This is a genomic window from Bacillus cereus group sp. RP32, assembly GCF_040459735.1.
GTDB classification, from domain to species: domain Bacteria; phylum Bacillota; class Bacilli; order Bacillales; family Bacillaceae_G; genus Bacillus_A; species Bacillus_A wiedmannii.
This window is the reverse complement of sequence record NZ_JARVHO010000001.1, coordinates 5,082,501-5,104,165: the sequence shown is the minus strand read 5'-3', so window position 1 is coordinate 5,104,165 and position 21,665 is coordinate 5,082,501. Positions and strand designations below refer to the sequence as shown.

Sequence of the window (21,665 nt, the reverse complement as noted above, 5' to 3'; positions counted from 1 at the left end):
AAAAGGACCCTTTCAAATTGAAAGGGTCCTTTTTTTATTTACTAGATGAAGTTTGTTTCAATACAAATTTCTCGATTGCGTGAGCAACACCATGCTCATTATTTGTTAATGTTACGACATCACATAGTTTTTTTACATCTTCTTCAGCATTTCCCATTGCAACTGATAAGCCAGCTACTTGTAACATTGGCACATCATTAAAGTTGTCCCCGATCGCAATAGTATCTTCAATTGGTATATTGAAATAAGCAGCCATTTCTTGTAGACCGTTCCCTTTATGACCGTGCTTATCCATAATTTCTACATTAGTAGGAGCTGATGCCGTAACTGAAATATCAGTGTCTTCTTGTAACATGCCTAATAGCTGTGCACGATGCGCTGCATTAAATGTCAAAATGAAGAATTTAGATATTTCTAATTCTGGATTATTTACAACATCTTCGATTTTTTGGAAATCAGTAATTAAGTTTGATTTCTTTTGTTTTTCTGTAATTCTTTCAAGTTCTTCAAGTGTAACATCTAGTGCATGCTTGTTTTCTTCGAACGCTTGCATGACTTGATCTTGCCATGTATATGGAGAATAAACTCCTTTATTCGTATATAGCTTATAAGGAAAACCTTCAGATTCTAGTAATTTTGCAAGCTTGTATACTTTATCGTTTTGTAAACAACGCGAGTTAATTACTTTTCCATCCACATAAACAATTGCCCCATTGCTCGCTCCAACTGGAAGAGATAGTTTATATTCTTCCAATAATTTTAAAACATCCTCTTTTGCACGACCAGAACAAATCATGACTATATGACCAGCCTCTTTTGCAGTTTGGATAGCTTGTAAGTTCTCCTTGGAGATTTCAAGATTAGATGATAGTAGCGTACCATCCATATCTAATGCGATTAATTTCAAAATGACCACCTCTTTGCTTTTATTATACATAGTTATATAGAGGAAACATATAAACTTATCTTGGAAAGATCGTATTTTATCTTGCGTGAACCGTCAGTAAAAAGTTGATAGGCGCCATCTTATTACTTTGAATATGCACTTTAATTTGTAACAAAAATAGAGGTAGGTATGAGGGTGTTTCGTTATATGACTGTAATATTACAATAACATTACAAACGTCAACTTAGTAGAAAGTGCATTAAAATAGGGTTTTTAAGGGTGTTTATAAAAAAACGTAAAAAAAGTGTAATAAAATTTACGTAATTATATTGCAACGTAACAATAGTTATGTTACATTAATGTTACAAACGTTACGTTAATAACTTCAATGTAACGCTAACGTAAAAACTATGAAATAAACATTTCTTAGAAATTACATATAGATAACTTATTAAAAAGGAGGATACATAAAATGAAAGAGCAAGTATTACAAGTAACAAAAGGTGACTTCGTAGGATCAGCAAGTGGAGCAGTAGTATTAACAGCATTAATCGTATTTCTATCAAGCGTATTAGTATAATAGAAGTTTTGTAATAAAAGAAAAAGAGAGGAGAATGCAAAATGAAAGAGCAAGTATTACAAGTAACAAAAGGTGACTTCGTAGGATCAGCAAGTGGAGCAGTAGTATTAACGGCATTAATCGTATTTCTATCAAGCGTATTAGTATAATAGAAGTTTTGTAATAAAAGAAAAAGAGAGGAGAATGCAAAATGAAAGAGCAAGTATTACAAGTAACAAAAGGTGACTTCGTAGGATCAGCAAGTGGAGCAGTAGTATTAACGGCATTAATCGTATTTCTATCAAGCGTATTAGTATAATAGAAGTTTTGTAATAAAAGAAAAAGAGAGGAGAATGCAAAATGAAAGAGCAAGTATTACAAGTAACAAAAGGTGACTTCGTAGGATCAGCAAGTGGGGCGGTAGTATTAACGGCATTAATCGTATTTCTATCAAGTGTATTAGTATAATAGAAGTTTTAAATCATACAAAATGAAAGGAGAATGAGGAATATGAACAGTGAACAAGTGTTACAAGTAACAAAGACAGATTTATTAGGATCATTAGGTGGAGCGGTAGTATTAACATCATTTATTTTATTCCTTGCAAATGTATTAGTATGAGACATATAAATACAATCATTCAAAAAAAATAAAGACTCTAGCATATTAGTAAGTAGTTAATATGTTGGGGTCTTTTTTGTTTTCCTCTCCTATATACCATCAAGTATGAATATTCCCTCCGTCATGTAAAGAGAAAAAAGTCGAATTTTATATGTAAGAAAAAAAGAGGAATTTGACAGAAAAGATAGAAAATTTTAAAGGTCAGAATTTGTTAGCTTGCTAACTAATTGCTATTAATTGATGTTGGAAGCGTTTTCGGTTGGTTTTAAGTATGAACCATTTAATCTATTTACAGGGGGATGAGGATTTTATGAAACAAAAATCTATGGATACGCTAGCTGCACAAATGGAGGACTTTTTTCCGGTACGTGATGTAGATCATTTGGAATTTTACGTAGGAAATGCAAAGCAATCAAGTTATTACCTCGCGAGAGCATTCGGGTTCAAAATTGTGGCTTACTCTGGATTAGAAACTGGTAACCGTGAAAAGGTATCTTATGTTCTTGTGCAAAAAAATATGCGTTTTGTTGTGTCTGGAGCTTTAAGTAGCGATAATCGTATCGCAGAATTTGTAAAGACACATGGTGATGGTGTAAAAGATGTTGCTTTACTTGTTGACGATGTTGACAAAGCATATTCGGAAGCTGTGAAACGTGGTGCCGTTGCAATTGCTCCACCTGTGGAATTAACAGACGAGAACGGTACACTGAAAAAAGCAGTTATTGGTACGTATGGTGATACAATTCACACGCTTGTAGAGCGTAAAAATTATAAAGGAACATTTATGCCAGGATTCCAACAAGTGGAGTTTAATATTCCATTTGAAGAGTCAGGTTTAATTGCTGTAGATCACGTAGTTGGTAATGTTGAGAAAATGGAAGAATGGGTTAGCTATTATGAGAATGTTATGGGCTTTAAACAAATGATTCATTTTGATGATGACGATATTAGTACAGAGTATTCAGCATTAATGTCGAAAGTTATGACAAATGGAAGTCGTATTAAGTTCCCTATTAACGAGCCAGCAGATGGAAAGAGAAAATCGCAAATTCAAGAATATCTAGAATTCTATAATGGAGCAGGTGTACAACATCTTGCTTTATTAACAAGCGATATCGTTAAAACAGTGGAAGCGCTTCGTGAAAATGGCGTGGAGTTTTTAGATACACCTGATACTTATTATGATGAGTTAAGTGCGCGAGTTGGGAAAATTGATGAAGAAATTGATAGGTTAAAAGAATTAAAGATTTTAGTAGATCGCGATGAGGAAGGATACTTACTACAAATCTTTACGAAACCAATTGTAGATCGTCCAACTTTATTTATTGAAATTATTCAACGTAAAGGTTCTCGCGGATTTGGAGAAGGGAACTTTAAAGCATTATTTGAATCAATTGAAAGAGAACAGGAACGTCGCGGAAACTTATAAGATTTGTATCCACCAGCAAAAGTCTCTTTGCTGGTGGAAATTTCATTTTCATAGGGAGGAATCATGATGAAATTTGTTACATTTCGTCTTCCTTCGAAAGAAATGCGAGCTGGATGGCTTGAAGGTGACAAAGTAATTGATATGAATCTTGCTAGTGATGGGAAATTACCTTCTTCTATGTTCGCCTTTTTAGAGAAAGCGGATGAGTATGTAGAAGTATTGCGTAATATGGAGAATCCAGAAAAGGGTATATATTCCTTAGAGGAAGTGCAATTAGCGGCAGCAATTCCTAATCCGAGTAGTATTCGGGATTTTTACGCGTTTGAACAGCATGTAAAAACGGCCCGCGGCCGGAGAGGGCTAGAGGTTGTACCTGAATGGTACGATATCCCGGTTTTTTATTTTACGAACCATCGTGCTGTAATTGGTCCGGATGATTTTGTAATTGGTCCGAAGAAATCTAAAAAGCTTGATTATGAGTTAGAGATCGCTTGCGTAATTGGGAAAGAAGGAAGAAATATTTCTCGTGAGCAAGCAGAGGAATACATTTTTGGTTATTGTATTATGAACGACTGGAGTGCAAGGGACTTACAAGCAACAGAAATGAAGGTAGGACTTGGTCCAGCAAAAGGAAAAGATTTTGCAACTTCATTAGGAGCGCACCTTGTTACGAAAGAGGAATTGGATGTTTATCGTAACGGTGACCGTTATGAGTTAGAGATGACTGCTCATGTAAATGGAAAGCTATTATCAAAGGGGAACTTCCAAGATATTTACTATACATTTGCTGAAATGATTGAACGTGCTTCGGAAGACGTTACGTTATATCCAGGCGATGTGATTGGTTCTGGGACAGTAGGAACAGGTTGTGTTTTAGAACTGGGTACGGAAGAGTGGCTGCAAGATGGGGATGTTGTAGAACTTACGATTACTGGTTTAGGTACGTTACGTAATACGGTCAAAAAAGAAATGGAAGCAGGTGATGGGCATGTTTTATCGTCACATGGGGGAGCTACCTCATAAACGACATGTACAATTCCGTAAAAAAGATGGGTCGCTTTATCGCGAACAGGTAATGGGAACAAAAGGTTTTTCTGGTACGCAATCTATTTTGTACCATCATTATATGCCAACGGAAGTAGGTCATGCGGCATTATCCCATTCTTGTCAGTTGCAGTATGAAGAAGATGTAGCTCTTGCTCATCGTCATTTTCGCACAAAAGAAAATAAAAAAACTGGCGATGCAGTAAGCGGAAGGAATTTTATGCTTGGGAATGAGGATTTATTAATTGGAGTAGTGGCTCCGACAGAAAAAATGGACTATTTCTACCGTAATGGTGATGGTGATGAAATGTTATTTGTTCATTACGGAACAGGGAAAATTGAAACGATGTTTGGAACGATTCACTATCGAAAAGGTGATTATGTAACAATCCCAATTGGAACGATTTATCGTGTTATTCCAGATGAAGGAGAGACTAAGTTTCTTGTTGTAGAGGCAAATAGTCAAATCACAACGCCGCGTCGCTATCGGAATGAATATGGACAATTGTTAGAGCATAGTCCGTTTTGTGAGAGAGATATTCGTGGTCCTGAAAAATTAGAGACGTATGATGAAAAAGGTGAGTTTGTCGTAATGACAAAGTCACGAGGGTATATGCATAAACATATTTTAGGGCACCATCCGTTAGATGTTGTTGGTTGGGATGGCTATTTATATCCGTGGGTCTTTAATGTAGAGGACTTTGAACCAATCACAGGTCGTATTCATCAGCCACCTCCAGTACATCAAACGTTCGAAGGTCACAATTTCGTTATTTGTTCTTTCGTACCACGTTTATACGACTATCATCCAGAATCTATTCCGGCACCATATTATCATAGTAACGTGAATAGTGATGAAGTACTGTACTATGTAGAAGGAAACTTCATGAGCCGGAAAGGTGTGGAAGAAGGTTCTATTACACTTCATCCGAGCGGAATTCCTCATGGGCCGCATCCTGGGAAAACAGAGGGAAGTATAGGGAAGAAAGAAACACTTGAACTAGCTGTTATGATAGACACGTTCCGTCCGCTTCGTATTGTAAAGCAAGCACATGAAACAGAAGATGAAAAATATATGTATAGCTGGATTGAAGAAGGTTCACATACTGTGAAATAGGTAAAAAGAGGCATGCTCAATAAGTGAGCATGCCTCTTTTGTGGAATCGACATGTATAATAATACCAAAAAAAATTACGGAAAGATATATAGAAACAACGATAAGGATATTGTATGTTCCGAAAGATTTCTACTTATTTCGACAAAAGTATTGACTGGGGAAAGTGCAATGAGTAAAATAAAAAAGCAAATTAAAAATTTTCAGAAAATTTAAAACTTGGAGGGGCATGCTATGAAGCAAATTTTTCAAAAGAAGCCTATTGCAAAGCTAATGCAAGAGAGTAAGCAAAAGACGTTAGCAAGAACATTGGGTGCATTGGATTTAACTATGCTTGGAATCGGGGCAATTGTTGGAACAGGTATTTTTGTTCTAACGGGCGTGGTAGCAGCAAAACATTCTGGACCAGCTATTATATTATCATTTGCGATAGCCGCGTTAGCCTGTGCCTTTGCTGCATTTTGTTATGCTGAATTCGCTTCTTCAGTTCCTGTCTCAGGCAGTGTGTATACGTACACATATGCGACGATGGGAGAGGTATTCGCATTTTTAATTGGATGGGACTTAATGCTTGAGTATTTACTCGCTACATCTGCTGTAGCAAACGGTTGGTCCGCTTATTTTCAATCTTTATTAAAGGGATTTGGGATCCATATTCCTACCATTCTCTCCTCGGCCCCTGGTACAGGAAAGGGTGGAATAATTGATTTGCCTGCGGTTCTAATTATTTTAGTGATGACAGTTCTTTTATCTAGAGGTGTTCGTGAAAGTGCACGAATAAATAACATTATGGTTTTTATTAAATTAGCGGTTGTTCTCATATTTATCTTTGCTGGTTTTAATTATGTAAAACCTGAAAATTGGACACCTTTTATGCCGTTTGGCTTAGATGGTGTAATGGCTGGAGCTGCTACAGTGTTTTTTGCATTCATAGGGTTTGATGCAGTTTCAACGGCAGCAGAAGAAGTGAAACGTCCACAACGTGATTTACCAATTGGCATTATTGCATCTTTATTAATTTGTACGGTTCTTTATATTGTTGTTTCACTTATTTTGACAGGAATTGTTCCATACGGACAGTTAAATATATCAGATCCAGTTGCTTTTGCACTTCAATTTATTGGACAAGATAGTTTAGCGGGAGTAATTTCAGTAGGAGCAATTACAGGAATCACAACAGTAATGTTAGTTATGATGTATGGGCAAGTACGTGTTTCGTATGCAATGAGTAGAGATGGATTATTGCCGAAGCGCCTTGCTAAAGTCCATCCAAAATTTAAAACACCATTTTTAAATACATGGACAACAGGAATTATTGCAGCACTTATTTCAGGATTAATAGATTTAAATGTGTTAGCGCATCTTGTAAATATGGGGACTTTATCAGCCTTTGCACTTGTAGCTGTTGCTGTTATTGTAATGAGAAGAACTCATCCGGATTTACCAAGAGCATTTAAGGCACCACTTGTACCATTTTTACCAGCATTAACGGTGATTTTTTGTTTATATTTAATGCTTCAGTTATCCGGAACTGCTTGGATTAGTTTTGGGGTATGGATGGTTATCGGTATTGCGGTTTACTTCTTATATAGCCGAAAACATAGTGCTTTAAATAATAGTAAAGACGAAGAAGATGCAGCGAATTTATAAGTTGAAAAATCCATTCTAATTCTGTTAGGATGGATTTTTCATTCTGAAAATTTACATTTTTCTGATTGTGTATATAATATAATTGTTGGGGAACTGAGGGGGGAATGTATGAAAAATACGTGGCGTGAGTTAAGGGAGATGGACCGAAACATATGGATTCGGTTTATTGGCGAAACGTTAAATGGAATTGCAATGATGATGTTGATGCCTTTTTTTGCCCTATATTTAAAAGATAAGGTGGATTCGTTATTGGAAGTAGGGGTTATTATGGCACTTTCTCCGATTGCCGCAAGTTTCGGTTCTCTTCTTGGTGGGAGGATTGCTGATATATATGGAAGAAAGCCAATAATGATTTTTTCAATGGTGAGTAATGCTTTGTTCATGCTAGGTTTTTTATTTATAGAAGGATTTATTCCTTATGCTATTTTATCTATTTTTTTGGGGCTCAGCAATTCATTATTCCATCCCGCTGCATCAGCAATGGTTGCGGATGTAACAGCACCTGAAAAAAGAACAGAAGCATATGGTTTATTACGAATGGGGCACAATATAGGTGCTGCAATTGGCCCGATAATGGGTGCTTCAGTAGTTATGTTGTCGAAGAACCTTGTGTTTATTATTGCCTCGTCTACGATGTTATTTTATGCATTACTTGTATTCATTCTTATTCAAGAGACAATGCCAAAGAGTGCGAATAAAGAAGAAAATAAAGAAAAGGAATCAGAGGCGGTTTGGAAAATTGTAATGAGAGATAAGGCACTAATGATTTATTTGTTAGCAGGTATCATTATTTCGATGGGATTTTCTCAAACAGAGGGCATGTTGCCGCTGCACTTTGATAATGAAATGAAAGGCATTTTTGGAACTAACAATCCATATCCATATTTAATGGCTTTAAATGGACTATTAGTTGTGTTGTTCCAATTTCAAATTTCAAAATGGGCCACAGATAAACCTGTCGGAAAGACGATGTTATATGGTGCATGTTTGTTCGGTGTTGGTTTGTTCTTTATAGGATGGTTACCGAAGTGGTTTGGAGAATTTGATGCAAATGCTACGATTATTTTAATAACGTTGCTGTTCGTTTATGCCATATATACGTTAGGTGAGATGATTATGTCGCCTGTACAGATGACGTTTGTAGCGAATTTGGCCCCTGAGCACTTGAGAGGGACTTATATGGGAGCTGCCAGTTTGCAGTGGATTACAGGAGGCGCATTCGGTCCACTTCTTGGCGGTTTTTTATTGGATCGATTACTTGGCCACTTTCTATTTACAATTTTAGCTGTAGGATGTGTAGTTGCAGGTATTGTATATGTTTCTTTAGATCGTCTCGTTGAGCAAAGGCAAAAAGGCACACTGACCAAACAATCTTCTTAATGAGTAGATGACATACACAAAAAGGGGATTTCTACATATTTTAGGTACATAACTAGATTGGATTACAATTTTATCCCGCTATTTGTGGGCAGTAAGACTTCCACCTTAAAATTCGGCGGGAGATAACTGCCTGATTGGTGCAGGCTGATAATTAGTGGGGATGGCCCCTCGTTAATTAAAGTTTCACTGTATTTTAGAATTTAATTTTGTATATTTATGAAGAAAGTTAAGTAGAAAAATTATAGAAAACCAATAAGTGGTGTCATTTAATTATTTGTGGAAGTTACATTTTATTTCAAATAGGAACTACCTATTTTTATAAAAAGTGCTAAAATAGAAAAATGAAAACAATTGGTTAGGGTGATTTCAGTGACAAAAATTAAATTAGGTTTATTATATGGTGGAAAATCAGCTGAGCATCAAGTTTCGCTACAAACGGCCCTTGCTGCTATTAAAGCATTAAATCAAGATAAATTCGAGATTCATCCAATTTATATTACAGAACAAGGTCAATGGGTGCGCGGTGAGCGTATTGAAGGTGAAGTAACAGATGTTGAAGTTCTAAAAATGCGCGGTGCAGAAAATGCGATTTCTCCGTTATCATTAAGCACAGAAATCATTCCATCTGCAGCTTCTGAAGAAAATGCTATCGACGTTATTTTCCCATTATTACATGGACCAAATGGTGAAGATGGAACGGTTCAAGGATTATTAGAATTAATGAACATTCCTTATGTAGGAAATGGTGTTCTAGCATCTGCTGCTGGTATGGATAAAGTTGTTATGAAAAACATCTTTGCAGAAGCTGGATTGAAACAAGCGAAGTATGCATCGTTTATTCGTAGTGCATGGGAAAAAGATTGTGAAACAGCATACGAAAAAGTAGAAGAAGTTTTAGGATATCCTTGCTTCGTAAAACCAGCAAACCTTGGTTCAAGTGTTGGTATTAATAAGTGTAAAAATCGTGAAGAGCTTGAGAATGCATTTGAAGAGGCATTCCAATTTGATCGCAAAATTATTGTAGAAGAAAATATTGTTGGACGTGAAGTAGAAGTTGGTGTATTAGGTAATGATGAACCGAAATGTTCAGTTGTAGGTGAAATCGTACCGAAAAAGGACTTCTATGATTATAAGTCGAAATATATCGATGGCGATACAGCATTAATTATTCCGGCTGAAATGACAGAAGAAGAGTCTAATGTCATTAAGCGAGATGCAATTATTGCATTCCAATCGTTAGATAGTGCTGGCTTAACAAGAGCTGATTTCTTCTTAACGAAAGACGGAGAAGTATATATTAACGAAGTGAATACGATGCCAGGGTTTACGCCGTTTAGTATGTTCCCTCTACTATGGCAACATACTGGATTACCGTATCCGGAATTAATTGAAGAGCTAATTCGTTTAGCGATTGAGCGTCACGAAGAAAAACAAAAAATTAAATATACAATCTAACAAAAAAGGAGGAAGCACTATTCGCAGGAATAGTGCTTCCTCTATGTAAGGAGTGTTCTCATGATAAATCGAACGTTAAAACAAGTAGAACAGATGGTAAATGGTATGGGATTAGCAGAGCAATATGAGGGAATTACTATACAAGGAGTCTCTATTGATACGAGAAAAATTGAAAATGGAAACTTATATGTTCCGATTCAAGGTGAACGTTTCGATGGACATGCTTTTGTAGATAAAGCCGTTGAAAATGGAGCTGTGGCGACATTATGGATGAAAGATGTAGCAAATCCACCTGAGAATCTTCCTGTTATTTTTGTGGAAGACACGTTATCAGCATTACAAATGTTAGCGAAAAACTATCGCAATCAATTGGATGTGAAAGTTATTGGTGTGACAGGGAGTAACGGTAAAACATCTACAAAAGATATTGTAACAAGTCTTCTTGCAACTAAATTCAAAGTTCAAAAAACAGAAGGCAACTTTAATAACCATATCGGGTTACCTCTTACTATTTTAAACTTAGAAGAAAATACAGAAGTAGCTGTATTAGAAATGGGTATGTCAAGCCAAGGGGAAATTGAATTCTTATCTAAGTTAGCTCGTCCAAATGCAGCTATCATTACGAACATTGGTGAGGCACATTTAATGGACTTAGGCTCTCGTGAGGCAATTGCTGAAGCGAAATTAGAAATTGTGACAGGATTACAAGAAGGTGGAGTGTTCGTATATAACGGAGATGAGCCATTATTAACAAATCGTGTTCCTGAAATGAATTTAATAGCTGAAACAGTTACGTTTGGTGATGCTAGAGCAAATGATTACTATCCAACGACTGTAACATTACAGGCAACTGGGACACATTTTAAAATGAATAGAGAAGAAAATATTTCATTCTACTTACCAGTATTAGGAAAACACAATGTGTACAATACGCTTGCTTCAATGGCAATTGCGAAATATTTTGGTGTAACGTGGGAAGAGATGAAAGAAGGTTTAGTAACACTTCAAATGACAGGCATGCGTATGGAAATTGTAAAAACAAATAGTGGTTTAACAATTATCAATGATGCTTATAATGCAAGTCCAACGGCTATGGAAGCAGCGTTCCACCTAATGAATGGTTTAGATGGATTTGCTAAAAAAATTGTTGTACTTGGTGACATGCTAGAACTTGGTGATCAAGAAGTACAATTCCATTATGAGGTAGGTAAATTAATCGATCCAGCAAAAATCTCATATGTGTTCACATATGGTAAATTAGGGGCTCAAATTGCTGAAGGAGCGAAAATTAATTTCCCTATTGAGCGTGTAAAAGCGTATGATAATAAAGAAGAGCTAGTAAAAGAGTTACAAGCAGTAGTTAATGTGAAAGATGTTGTATTAATAAAAGCATCTCGCGGCATGAAATTGGAAGAAGTAATTACGATGTTGAAATAATTGGTGTATATAAATAGGGATGATAGACGCGAAAATAGAAGAAACTTATAATAAGCGCTTACAGTAAATATAAAAAAATAAAAGTGAAGAAAAAAACTCTGAATATGAAAATAAGGTAACAGTTGGGTTTGCTTTTTGCACATACAAAACTTATAATTGATAAAGTGTAATAACGTTTAGAAGTATTTTCGCGAAGAATATACGCCCGTTTATATACGTGAGCATTCAGGAAAAGGGCTTTTCCGCAAATTCGGAAAACGCCTTTTTTTAAATGATAAGTATAGGATAGAAAAGGAGAAGTAACATTGACAACATTTCGAGAATTAGGATTAAGTGAGTCTTTACTACAATCTGTTGAAAGTATGGGCTTTGAAGAGGCTACGCCGATTCAAGCTGAAACAATTCCACATGCATTGCAAGGTAAGGATATTATTGGGCAAGCGCAAACAGGTACAGGGAAAACAGCAGCATTCGGATTACCACTATTAGATAAAGTGGATACAAATAAAGAAGCAGTTCAAGGTATTGTTATCGCGCCAACGCGTGAATTAGCAATTCAAGTTGGAGAAGAGCTGTACAAAATTGGTAAACATAAACGCGTTCGTATTTTACCAATCTATGGTGGTCAAGATATTAACCGCCAAATTCGTGCTCTAAAAAAACACCCACACATTATTGTTGGTACGCCGGGTCGTATTTTAGATCATATTAACCGTAAAACACTTCGCTTACAAAACGTAGAGACAGTTGTTCTTGACGAAGCGGATGAAATGTTAAACATGGGCTTCATTGAAGATATTGAAGCGATTTTAACAGATGTGCCAGATACACATCAAACATTATTATTCTCAGCGACAATGCCAGATCCAATCCGTCGTATTGCTGAGCGTTTCATGACTGAGCCTCAACACATTAAAGTAAAAGCAAAAGAAGTAACAATGCCAAACATTCAGCAGTTCTATTTAGAAGTGCAAGAAAAGAAAAAGTTTGACGTGTTAACACGCTTATTAGATATTCAATCTCCAGAGCTTGCAATCGTATTCGGTCGTACAAAGCGTCGTGTTGATGAATTATCAGAAGCATTAAACTTACGTGGTTATGCAGCAGAAGGTATTCACGGTGACTTAACACAAGCGAAGCGTATGTCTGTATTACGTAAATTTAAAGAAGGTGCTATTGAAGTTCTTGTTGCAACAGACGTTGCTGCACGTGGTCTTGATATTTCAGGCGTAACACATGTATATAACTTCGATATCCCACAAGATCCAGAATCATACGTTCACCGTATCGGTCGTACTGGCCGTGCAGGTAAAAAAGGTATTGCAATGTTATTTGTAACACCTCGTGAATCAGGACAATTAAAAAATATCGAGCGCACTACAAAACGTAAAGTTGATCGTATGGAAGCACCGACACTTGACGAGGCATTAGAAGGTCAACAACGTTTAATCGCTGAAAAACTTCAAAGCACAATTGAAAATGATAATTTATCATACTACAAGCGTATTGCAGAAGAAATGTTAGAAGAGAATGATTCTGTAACAGTAGTAGCTGCTGCTTTAAAAATGATGACAAAAGAGCCAGATACAACTCCAATCGCTTTAACGTCAGAACCACCAGTTGTTTCAAGAGGTGGCGGTTCTAAAAAACGCGGCGGTAACGGAGGCGGATACCGTGATGGTAACCGTAATCGTAGTCGTGACGGACGCGGCGGTGGCGATGGTCGTAACCGCGATCGCAATCGTGATGGTGGTAGCCGTGGCGGCGATGGCCGTAACCGTGATCGCAATCGTGATGGTGGTAGCCGTGGTCGTAAAGGTGAAGGTCAAGGTCGCCCTGGATCTTCAAATGGACGTGGCGAAAGAAAACATCATAGCCGTCCACAAGCTTAATAAAAAAGAGAATGCCCTTTGCTGGCATTCTCTTTTTTTATTTCTGTAATTGTACATACTACATAATAACTTGTGTAGAAAAGAGGTGCTACATGCTTGTAAGACTTGGATATGTTGCGATGAGTGTACATTTAAAGAATGCATCTCCATCTCAAACGATGACATATGCGCAGTTTCAACGAATTGGTGATCGAGAGGCTGCAATTCGTAAACTCGAAAGAATTGCTAATTCGAATTTAGAAAATTGTTTACGGTTATTAAAGCATAATAAAGGGCATGACATATCTTTCTTTCGGCTTAGTTCCAAGCTTGTTCCTTTAGCGAATCATGAGGAGTTGTTAGAGTGGAACTATATTCGCCCCTTAAAAGAAAATTTAAAAGTACTAGGTGATTACGCTATTCGAATGAATATGCGTATTGATTTTCATCCAGATCATTTCGTTGTGCTGAATTCACCTGAAGAGAATATTTTTAAACAATCTGTAAAGACATTGCAGATGCATAAAAAATTATTAAAAGGTATGGGGATTGAACATAAGCAACGATGCGTATTACATGTGGGTGGAGGTTATAGAGATAAGGAACTCGCATTAGAACGCTTTATAGAAAATTGGTCAAGTGTTCCAAGAAGTATCCAAGAGATGGTCATATTAGAAAATGATGATACGACCTTTTCTTTAGAAGAAACATTGTATTTAGGTGAAAAATTAGATATTCCAGTCGTGTTTGATTTGCATCACCATATGATGAATAATGATCGAGAAGATTGGCATGAAGATTGGGCGCGTGTTGTACATACGTGGGAATCGTCTTTGTTACCAGTGAAAATGCACATTTCTAGTCCTAGAGAGGGAAAAGACCCGAGAGCGCATGCGGACTTTATTGATGTAGATACTTTTTTATCTTTTTTAAAAAAGATAAAGGGAAGTGTTCCGCAAATTGATTGTATGATTGAAGCGAAGAAGAAGGATGAGTCTTTATTTCAACTAATGAGAGATTTAAGTAAACAAACAGATGTAGAAATTGTCGATGGTGCGAGCTTTTATATTAAATAAGCTCTGCACCATCGAATTTTTTTGTTAATAAAGGAGTGCAAATACCACCAATAATCAATCCTGTTAAATGGCTTATAGGGTTAGCGGAGGGATTGAAGAAAGTGAATAGTAGTAATATACATATCATGATTGAAAAAATAGCAATGTCTCTTGGATTGGAAGAACGATATCGACTATACAATAGAAATAATTGTGCACCTAGCAATCCGAAAATACCACCAGATGCCCCGGCATGAATATATTCAAGAGGCATAATGAGATAAGAAGAAATATTTCCAAGAATTCCAGAAAGGAAAAAAATAATGATGAAAGAAAAGTGCCCTAGTTGTTTTTCAATAGAAGAGCCAAGCACAAATAAACAAATACTATTAGAAAGGAAATGTTGTAAGTCTACATGTACAAGTAAGGAAGTTATGAGACGCCACCATTCTCCTTTAGCGATATATTCATTGTAGGATGCCATGGGAAAGAGAAGAAAGTCGCCTAACATAATCATGACTAATTGTATGAGAAGTAAAGCGATGACGATTGGTTGTAAGGAAATGCGGGCAGAAGGTATTAGCATGTTGTGAGTATCACTCCTTTTGCATCAGAAAGATTCTCTGTTATTCTTACAATATGAAAAAAGAAAGCTAAATAGAAGAAGGGGATTTTGAAATGATTGTAGGGATTGGAATCGATATTATTGAATTGAATCGAATTGAAAAAATGCTAGATGGAAAACTTAAATTTATGGAGCGTATTTTAACTGAAAGTGAACGCAATGTTGCTAAGGAGCTGAAGGGAAGTCGCCTTACAGAGTTTGTAGCTGGAAGATTTGCAGCAAAAGAGGCGTATTCAAAAGCGGTAGGAACTGGTATTGGAAAAGAAGTAAGTTTTTTAGATATTGAAGTAAGGAATGATGATAGAGGTAAGCCGATTCTCGTTACAAGTACAGAGCATATTGTTCATTTATCAATTAGTCATAGTAAGGAATTTGCTGTTGCTCAAGTTGTTTTAGAAAGCTCGTCACGCTAGTCTGCATATTTTATATCTTTGTCTCATATATTTGATGTAGCGATAAGGAAGGTACATCTTCCATTCATTTATAGGGGCAAAGGGGCTGAAGTGATGAAAAGGCGTCTGTTTTTAGTTCTTGTCGGTTTATTAACCGTTTTTGTGTTGGCGGGTTGTATGGAAAAGAAACAAGATGATGTTGTGAGAGATTTAGAGGCGAAAGTAAAAGGGATGAAAAGTTATCAAGCTGAAGCAAAATTATCTATTAAAACAGGGAATGAGCCTCAGGAGTACAAGGTAGAAATATGGCATAAGGAACCTTCTTTTTATCGTGTGAATTTGCAGAATGCGAAAAAAGATCAAAGCCAAATTATTTTAAGAAATGAAGAAGGGGTATTTGTATTAACGCCAGCACTTAATAAGAGTTTCCGTTTCCAAAGTGATTGGCCGCAAAATAGTAGCCAGGCTTATTTATATGAATCCCTTGTGAGAGATATTTTGCAGGATAAGAAAAACCTTACTTTTGAAAAAACAGATAAGTATTATATTTTTAAAACAAAAACAAACTATCAACATCAAAACATGTTGCCGAAACAAGAGATTACATTGAAGAAAAGTGATTTAACACCAGTTTCGGTGAAGTTAATGGATAATGATCAAAATGTTCTTGTGAAAGTAGATTTCTCAAAAGTGAAATTTGATGCGAAATTTGATAAAGGTGCATTTGATACGAAACAAAATATGTCTAGAGCGCAAGTAGATGTTCAAACAACAGCGAAAGAAGACAAACCATTTGCTATTTTGTATCCGCGTGATACGCCGCAAGGTATGGTTTTGAAAGATGAAAAAGAGTTGAAGACAGACAGTGGCAAGCGTGCGATACTCACATACACTGGAAGTAAGAAATCCTTTACTTTGATACAAGAAAAGGCAAAAGTTGCAGAGGCTTCGTCAGCGATAAGTGTGAGCGGAGAATTGGTTGATCTTGGCTTTACAATTGGGGCATTGACGAAAGATTCTTTAACGTGGTCGCATAACGGAGTAGAATATATGCTCGTGTCTAAAGGTTTAGAGCCGAAGGAGCTATTAATGGTTGCTCGTTCAGTTACAGAGAAGCAAGTGAAGTAAACTTCTTAGACGTGGTGATATATGTGCACCACGTCTTTTCTTAGTTTGAAGGGTGGATTTCATAAAAGAAGCATATAAAAGAATAAGCTTCGCATATCGTGTATAAGGAAGTGTATTTATGGAAGAAGCACCATTTTACCGTGACACTTGGGTGGAAGTGGATTTAGATGCGATCTATAACAATATTACACACATTAAAGATTTCATTCCAAGTGATGTAGAGATTTTTGCTGTAGTCAAGGCGAATGCATATGGACACGATTATGTACCGGTAGCTAAAACGGCATTAGAAGCAGGGGCGACAAGGTTAGCGGTTGCCTTTTTAGATGAAGCTCTAGTGCTTCGAAGGGCTGGTATTACTGTGCCGATTTTAGTGTTAGGTCCTTCCCCGCCTCGTGATGTCAATGTAGCTGCTGAAAATGATGTAGCATTAACTGTTTTTCAAAAAGAATGGGTGGATGAAGCGATCAAACTTTGGGATGGTTCATCTACAATGAAATACCACATTAATTTTGATAGTGGTATGGGAAGAATTGGAATACGCGAACGGAAAGAATTAAAAGGGTTTTTAAAAAGTTTAGAAGGTGCGCCATTTTTAGAACTAGAAGGAGTTTATACACATTTTGCAACAGCGGATGAGGTGGAGACTTCTTACTTTGATAAGCAATATAACACATTTTTGCAGCAGTTAAGTTGGTTGAAAGAGTTCGGAGTGGATCCTAAGTTTGTCCATACAGCTAATAGTGCTGCAACGCTACGTTTTCAAGGGATTACATTTAATGCAGTACGAATTGGCATTGCGATGTATGGGTTATCCCCGTCTGTAGAAATACGCCCTTTTTTACCGTTTAAATTAGAACCAGCGCTATCACTGCATACGAAAGTTGCTCATATTAAACAGGTGATTAAAGGGGATGGGATTAGTTATAACGTCACTTACCGAACGAAAACGGAAGAATGGATTGCAACTGTTGCGATTGGATATGCAGATGGATGGCTTAGAAGATTACAAGGGTTCGAAGTGCTTATAAATGGTAAAAGGGTACCGATTGTAGGTCGAGTAACAATGGATCAATTCATGATACACCTTCCTTGTGAAGTGCCGCTTGGTACGAAAGTTACACTCATTGGAAAACAAGGTGATGAGTATATTAGTGCTACTGAGGTTGCTGAATATTCTGGGACTATTAATTATGAAATTATTGCAACGATAAGCTTCCGTGTGCCGAGAATATTCATACGGCACGGCAAGGTTGTAGAAGTAATCAATTATTTGAACAATATATAGAAGGTAGTATGGTTTGCTTCTTGTCATTTGAGAGGACTGTTCATTGGTTAAGAATAAGCTCATTTTTGATGAGAAGCTTTTTACTTATCATTACTTTTAACATAATTTAACGTGAATTTTGCTGGAAACTCTTTCGTTTCTTGTTTGTAATAAGATAAAAATAAAAGAATATGAATGTTTTGTTTGTGAATTGGAAAACATAAGCAAGGAATAAGGAAGTCTTTGCAACAGGCTCCATACAATGGTATTATTACAATAGGTGTCATATATATATTTGGGTGTGTAGTTGACGGTGGAGGTGTATTTTTGTGTCCGAATCAAGTGTAACTACTGAAATCGTGGTTCGGTTGCCAAAGCAAATGGTAACGGAATTGGACGGAATTGGAAAACAAGAGAATAAGAATCGCCATGAACTAATTTGCCAGGCAACACAACTGTTATTGCGTCAACATAAGACGAAGAAACGCTACCAACATGAATCAATGCGACGTGGGTACATTGAAATGGGAAAAATTAATCTTGGTATTGCATCGGAAGCTTTCTTAGCAGAGTATGAAGCAGCTCATACAGTAGAACGCTTAGTTAGCGGGGGGTAATATTTTGATTGTAAAACGCGGCGACGTGTATTTTGCAGACCTTTCCCCAGTTGTTGGTTCTGAGCAAGGAGGCGTTCGTCCGGTTCTTGTCATTCAAAATGACATCGGAAATCGTTTTAGTCCAACGGTGATTGTAGCGGCTATTACTGCACAGATTCAAAAAGCTAAATTACCCACTCATGTGGAAATTGATGCGAAAAAGTACGGTTTTGAGAGAGATTCTGTTATTTTACTTGAGCAGATTCGAACAATCGATAAGCAGCGCTTAACGGACAAAATCACTCACTTAGATGAAGTGATGATGATTCGTGTAGATGAAGCGCTACAAATTAGTTTAGGACTAATAGATTTTTAAATCGGCAGTTTAAGTTGCTCTCTTTACAGGGCAACTTTTTTTATTATAGAGGAGGTTACGGTTGTATATGGAAATGGTAGATAATCGACAAGCGTTAATGAAAATGTTAGTGAAGGAATTAGGCTTTACCGAAAAGCAAGTTCGTCATGTTATTCAATTAACAGAAGAAGGTAACACAGTTCCATTTATTGCTCGTTACCGAAAAGAATGGACAGGCTCTTTAGATGAAGTGCAAATTCGTACAATTTTAGAGAGATGGCAATATATGATGCAGCTTGAAGATAGGAAAGAAGAGGTTCTTCGTCTTATTGATGAGAAGGGGAAACTGACAGGAGAGTTACGTCAGCAAATTGTTAAAGCTGTAAAGTTACAAGAAGTAGAAGATTTATATCGTCCATATAAAGAGAAAAGAAGAACGAAAGCAACGATTGCAAAAGAAAAAGGACTAGAGCCGTTAGCTGAATGGTTATTGTTATATAAGAAAGAAGATCCAAATCAGAAGGCAGTGGAGTTTATTAACGCAGAGAAAGAAGTGCAATCTGCAGAAGAAGCATTACAAGGTGCCCAAGACATTATTGCAGAAATCGTTTCAGATGAAGCAGCTTATCGTAGTTGGATTCGGAATGTTACTTTTAGAAAAGGTGTTATGTCTTCGTCCGTAAAAGATGAAGAGAAAGATGAAAAGAATATATATGAAATGTATTACAGTTATGAAGAACCGTTGCAGAAAGTAGTGCCGCATCGTGCATTAGCGATGAATCGCGGTGAGAAAGAAGATATATTGAGAGTTTCTGTTGTTCCACCAGTAGATGAGATAGTAACTTTCTTATATAAGAGAGTAATTCGTGATAACGATTCTAAAAGTGCACATTATGTAAAGTTAGCGATTGAGGATGGTTATAAACGATTAATTCAATCCTCCATTGAAAGAGAGATTCGAAAAGAATTAACAGAAACAGCTGAGGAACAAGCGATACATATTTTTTCTGAGAACTTACGTAATTTGTTATTACAACCTCCAATGAAAGGAAAGGTTGTGTTAGCTTTAGATCCTGCATATAGAACGGGTTGTAAATTAGCTGTTGTAGATGATACTGGGAAGGTTCTATATATTGATGTTATTTATCCGCATCCACCTGTTCGTAAATATGAAGATGCAAAAACGAAAGTTCTTTCTATTATAGATAAATATCAAGTTGAAATGATTGCGATTGGGAATGGTACAGCTTCTAGAGAATCGGAAGAATTTATAGTTGATGTATTACAAAATGTGAAACAAGAAGTCTTCTATATTATTGTGAACGAAGCTGGTGCGAGTGTGTATTCGGCCTCCGATTTAGCTCGTGAGGAATTTCCGGATTTACAGGTTGAAGAAAGAAGTGCTGTTTCTATTGGGAGACGTCTGCAAGATCCACTTGCTGAACTTGTGAAGATTGATCCTAAATCAGTTGGGGTTGGACAATACCAACATGATGTATCTCAAAAGAGGTTGAATGAATCATTAACATTTGTAGTAGAGACGGCAGTTAACCAAGTCGGTGTGAATGTAAATACAGCTTCAGTTGCGTTATTGCAATATGTTTCGGGTTTATCGAAAACTGTTGCGAAAAATATTGTGGCAAAGCGTGAAGAAGAAGGGAAATTTACAAAACGAACAGACTTAAAGAAAATACCGCGTCTAGGTGCGAAGACATATGAACAATGCATAGGTTTCTTACGTATATTAGAAGGGGCAAATCCGTTAGATCGAACGGGTATTCATCCAGAACAATATAAAAATGTTGAATTGTTATTGAAGAGTCTAGGGTTATCAAAAGATGACGTAGGGCAATTGCAATTACAAAAGAGCTTAGAAGAAGTGGAGATTTCTAAGTTATCGCAAGAAACGGGAGTTGGGGAGCCAACATTAGTTGATATTATAGATGCGCTCATTAGTCCAGAGCGAGACATGAGGGATGAGTTGCCTAAACCGCTTCTGAAAAAAGGGATTTTGAAATTAGAAGATTTAAAACGTGGTATGGAACTGGAAGGAACAGTTCGTAACGTTGTTGATTTTGGTGCTTTTGTTGATGTAGGTGTAAAACAAGATGGTTTAGTACATATTTCTAAACTAAGCAAACAGTATGTGAAGCATCCGTTAGATATTGTATCTGTCGGACAAATCGTCAAGGTATGGGTAGATGATATTGATACGAAAAAAGGTCGCGTTGCACTATCCATGTTGCCGATTGAATAGTAAGAGAAGAGAGCAGATGAAACTGCTCTTTTTTTATGGGATAAAACGTGTAATGGATTATGAGCTTTGATGTATTTTGCTATAATAAAACCAGCATTCATTTAGTAATTTAATTTGATACCGGTTTTTTTCAAAATATGCGCGTTGCATTTGTTTTTTTAGCCACGTAGGCATAGGAATCCCTCCTTGTTTAATCCTACTCTCAAAAATGTAAGGTACTATTGATGAGAGGTTGGTGAGTGGATTTCTATTCATGCTATATTTTTAGAAACCACGCTTCTTGAATGAGGATGGGTATATGTACTATTTAATATATGTATAAGGGAGGAGAAAAGTGTAAAAATATTTTTTAGTTTAGGAGGAATGAGAGTGGATGAGCAAGAAATACAGCGTCTGGTGGAAGAAGTATCACTACAATACTTCGGAATGCCATTTTTACATAGAGCTATGTTCAATAGTAGGTTGCGTACAACTGGTGGACGTTATCTATTGAATACACACAACATTGAACTGAATTATCGATATTACGAAATGAATGGGAAAG

24 protein-coding genes (1 of these 24 only partly in view) are annotated in these 21,665 nt (G+C 36.6%); 21 read left to right on the top strand and 3 right to left on the bottom strand.

Going from position 1 to position 21,665, the window contains the following annotated elements; translation table 11 throughout:
- Nucleotides 1-34 precede the first annotated feature (34 nt).
- Complete coding sequence (locus tag QCI46_RS26180) at nt 35-907, bottom strand: Cof-type HAD-IIB family hydrolase (RefSeq protein WP_353841759.1); 873 nt, start codon at nt 905-907, stop codon at nt 35-37.
- 451 nt (nt 908-1,358) lie between these two features.
- Here QCI46_RS26180 and QCI46_RS26175 point away from each other — a divergent pair, with 451 nt between their 5' ends.
- From QCI46_RS26175 to uvsE, 14 genes are all read left to right on the top strand, one after another.
- Nucleotides 1,359-1,466 carry a DUF3948 family protein gene (locus tag QCI46_RS26175; RefSeq protein WP_000664237.1) on the top strand — a complete coding sequence of 36 codons (108 nt, stop codon included), beginning with the start codon at nt 1,359-1,361 and terminating at the stop codon, nt 1,464-1,466.
- A 41-nt stretch (nt 1,467-1,507) separates the two neighbouring features.
- Nucleotides 1,508-1,615, top strand: a complete 108-nt coding sequence (locus QCI46_RS26170; protein WP_000664237.1) for a DUF3948 family protein — start codon at nt 1,508-1,510, stop codon at nt 1,613-1,615.
- 41 nt (nt 1,616-1,656) lie between these two features.
- Entirely contained in the window at nt 1,657-1,764 is a 108-nt protein-coding gene (locus tag QCI46_RS26165) for a DUF3948 family protein (protein WP_000664237.1), read from the top strand.
- A gap of 41 nt (nt 1,765-1,805) precedes the next feature.
- Nucleotides 1,806-1,913, top strand: a complete 108-nt coding sequence (locus tag QCI46_RS26160; RefSeq protein ID WP_000664237.1) for a DUF3948 family protein — start codon at nt 1,806-1,808, stop codon at nt 1,911-1,913.
- A gap of 42 nt (nt 1,914-1,955) precedes the next feature.
- On the top strand, nt 1,956-2,066 hold the full coding sequence (locus tag QCI46_RS26155) for a DUF3948 family protein (protein WP_001083700.1): 111 nt from the start codon (nt 1,956-1,958) through the stop codon (nt 2,064-2,066).
- A 310-nt stretch (nt 2,067-2,376) separates the two neighbouring features.
- Entirely contained in the window at nt 2,377-3,495 is a 1,119-nt protein-coding gene (gene hppD / locus QCI46_RS26150; RefSeq protein ID WP_000810916.1) for a 4-hydroxyphenylpyruvate dioxygenase, read from the top strand.
- 66 nt (nt 3,496-3,561) lie between these two features.
- On the top strand, nt 3,562-4,518 hold the full coding sequence (locus tag QCI46_RS26145; protein WP_000674024.1) for a fumarylacetoacetate hydrolase family protein: 957 nt from the start codon (nt 3,562-3,564) through the stop codon (nt 4,516-4,518).
- Entirely contained in the window at nt 4,484-5,656 is a 1,173-nt protein-coding gene (locus QCI46_RS26140) for a homogentisate 1,2-dioxygenase (RefSeq protein ID WP_046956657.1), read from the top strand. Before QCI46_RS26145 ends, QCI46_RS26140 begins: the two co-directional genes overlap by 35 nt.
- A gap of 231 nt (nt 5,657-5,887) precedes the next feature.
- Entirely contained in the window at nt 5,888-7,303 is a 1,416-nt protein-coding gene (bcaP, locus tag QCI46_RS26135; RefSeq protein WP_000809356.1) for a branched-chain amino acid transporter BcaP, read from the top strand.
- A 108-nt stretch (nt 7,304-7,411) separates the two neighbouring features.
- Nucleotides 7,412-8,683 (top strand): MDR family MFS transporter, encoded by a 1,272-nt coding sequence (locus QCI46_RS26130; protein WP_060486419.1) that lies wholly within the window; start codon nt 7,412-7,414, stop codon nt 8,681-8,683.
- 369 nt (nt 8,684-9,052) lie between these two features.
- Nucleotides 9,053-10,138 carry a D-alanine--D-alanine ligase gene (locus tag QCI46_RS26125; protein WP_353841758.1) on the top strand — a complete coding sequence of 362 codons (1,086 nt, stop codon included), beginning with the start codon at nt 9,053-9,055 and terminating at the stop codon, nt 10,136-10,138.
- A 60-nt stretch (nt 10,139-10,198) separates the two neighbouring features.
- The gene (gene murF / locus QCI46_RS26120) at nt 10,199-11,575 is read left to right on the top strand and encodes a UDP-N-acetylmuramoyl-tripeptide--D-alanyl-D-alanine ligase (RefSeq protein ID WP_353841757.1); all 1,377 of its coding nucleotides are present in this window, start codon (nt 10,199-10,201) and stop codon (nt 11,573-11,575) included.
- 305 nt (nt 11,576-11,880) lie between these two features.
- Nucleotides 11,881-13,467, top strand: a complete 1,587-nt coding sequence (gene cshA, locus QCI46_RS26115; RefSeq protein WP_000206596.1) for a degradosome RNA helicase CshA — start codon at nt 11,881-11,883, stop codon at nt 13,465-13,467.
- A gap of 92 nt (nt 13,468-13,559) precedes the next feature.
- Nucleotides 13,560-14,522 carry a UV DNA damage repair endonuclease UvsE gene (uvsE, locus tag QCI46_RS26110; RefSeq protein WP_353841756.1) on the top strand — a complete coding sequence of 321 codons (963 nt, stop codon included), beginning with the start codon at nt 13,560-13,562 and terminating at the stop codon, nt 14,520-14,522.
- On the opposite strand, the gene QCI46_RS26105 is transcribed toward uvsE, so the two are convergent.
- Entirely contained in the window at nt 14,515-15,087 is a 573-nt protein-coding gene (locus QCI46_RS26105; protein ID WP_000906923.1) for a rhomboid family intramembrane serine protease, read from the bottom strand. The two genes, uvsE and QCI46_RS26105, sit on opposite strands and share 8 nt — an antisense overlap.
- Nucleotides 15,088-15,179: 92 nt before the next feature.
- Between QCI46_RS26105 and acpS the strand changes: the two genes are divergently transcribed.
- From acpS to QCI46_RS26075, 6 genes are all read left to right on the top strand, one after another.
- Entirely contained in the window at nt 15,180-15,539 is a 360-nt protein-coding gene (gene acpS / locus QCI46_RS26100) for a holo-ACP synthase (RefSeq protein ID WP_000635044.1), read from the top strand.
- Between the two features lie 156 nt (nt 15,540-15,695).
- Nucleotides 15,696-16,646 (top strand): LolA family protein, encoded by a 951-nt coding sequence (locus QCI46_RS26095; protein ID WP_002096914.1) that lies wholly within the window; start codon nt 15,696-15,698, stop codon nt 16,644-16,646.
- A gap of 118 nt (nt 16,647-16,764) precedes the next feature.
- Nucleotides 16,765-17,934, top strand: a complete 1,170-nt coding sequence (alr, locus tag QCI46_RS26090; protein ID WP_000390587.1) for an alanine racemase — start codon at nt 16,765-16,767, stop codon at nt 17,932-17,934.
- 308 nt (nt 17,935-18,242) lie between these two features.
- Nucleotides 18,243-18,530: an antitoxin EndoAI gene (locus QCI46_RS26085; RefSeq protein ID WP_000004570.1), complete on the top strand. Its 288-nt coding sequence runs from the start codon at nt 18,243-18,245 to the stop codon at nt 18,528-18,530.
- Nucleotides 18,531-18,534: 4 nt separating this feature from the next.
- The gene (gene ndoA, locus QCI46_RS26080; protein ID WP_000635963.1) at nt 18,535-18,885 is read left to right on the top strand and encodes a type II toxin-antitoxin system endoribonuclease NdoA; all 351 of its coding nucleotides are present in this window, start codon (nt 18,535-18,537) and stop codon (nt 18,883-18,885) included.
- Nucleotides 18,886-18,952: 67 nt separating this feature from the next.
- Complete coding sequence (locus QCI46_RS26075; RefSeq protein WP_353841755.1) at nt 18,953-21,121, top strand: Tex family protein; 2,169 nt, start codon at nt 18,953-18,955, stop codon at nt 21,119-21,121.
- Nucleotides 21,122-21,178: 57 nt separating this feature from the next.
- Here QCI46_RS26075 and cmpA read toward each other — a convergent pair whose 3' ends face one another.
- Nucleotides 21,179-21,295, bottom strand: coding sequence for a cortex morphogenetic protein CmpA (gene cmpA, locus QCI46_RS26070; protein WP_001143642.1), 117 nt, complete (start codon nt 21,293-21,295; stop codon nt 21,179-21,181).
- 195 nt (nt 21,296-21,490) lie between these two features.
- Between cmpA and QCI46_RS26065 the strand changes: the two genes are divergently transcribed.
- Nucleotides 21,491-21,665: the start of a SprT family protein gene (locus QCI46_RS26065; protein ID WP_327957722.1), read on the top strand. It continues 284 nt past the right edge of the window; the window shows 175 of its 459 coding nt (coding positions 1-175); it begins with the start codon at nt 21,491-21,493; its stop codon lies beyond the right edge, outside the window.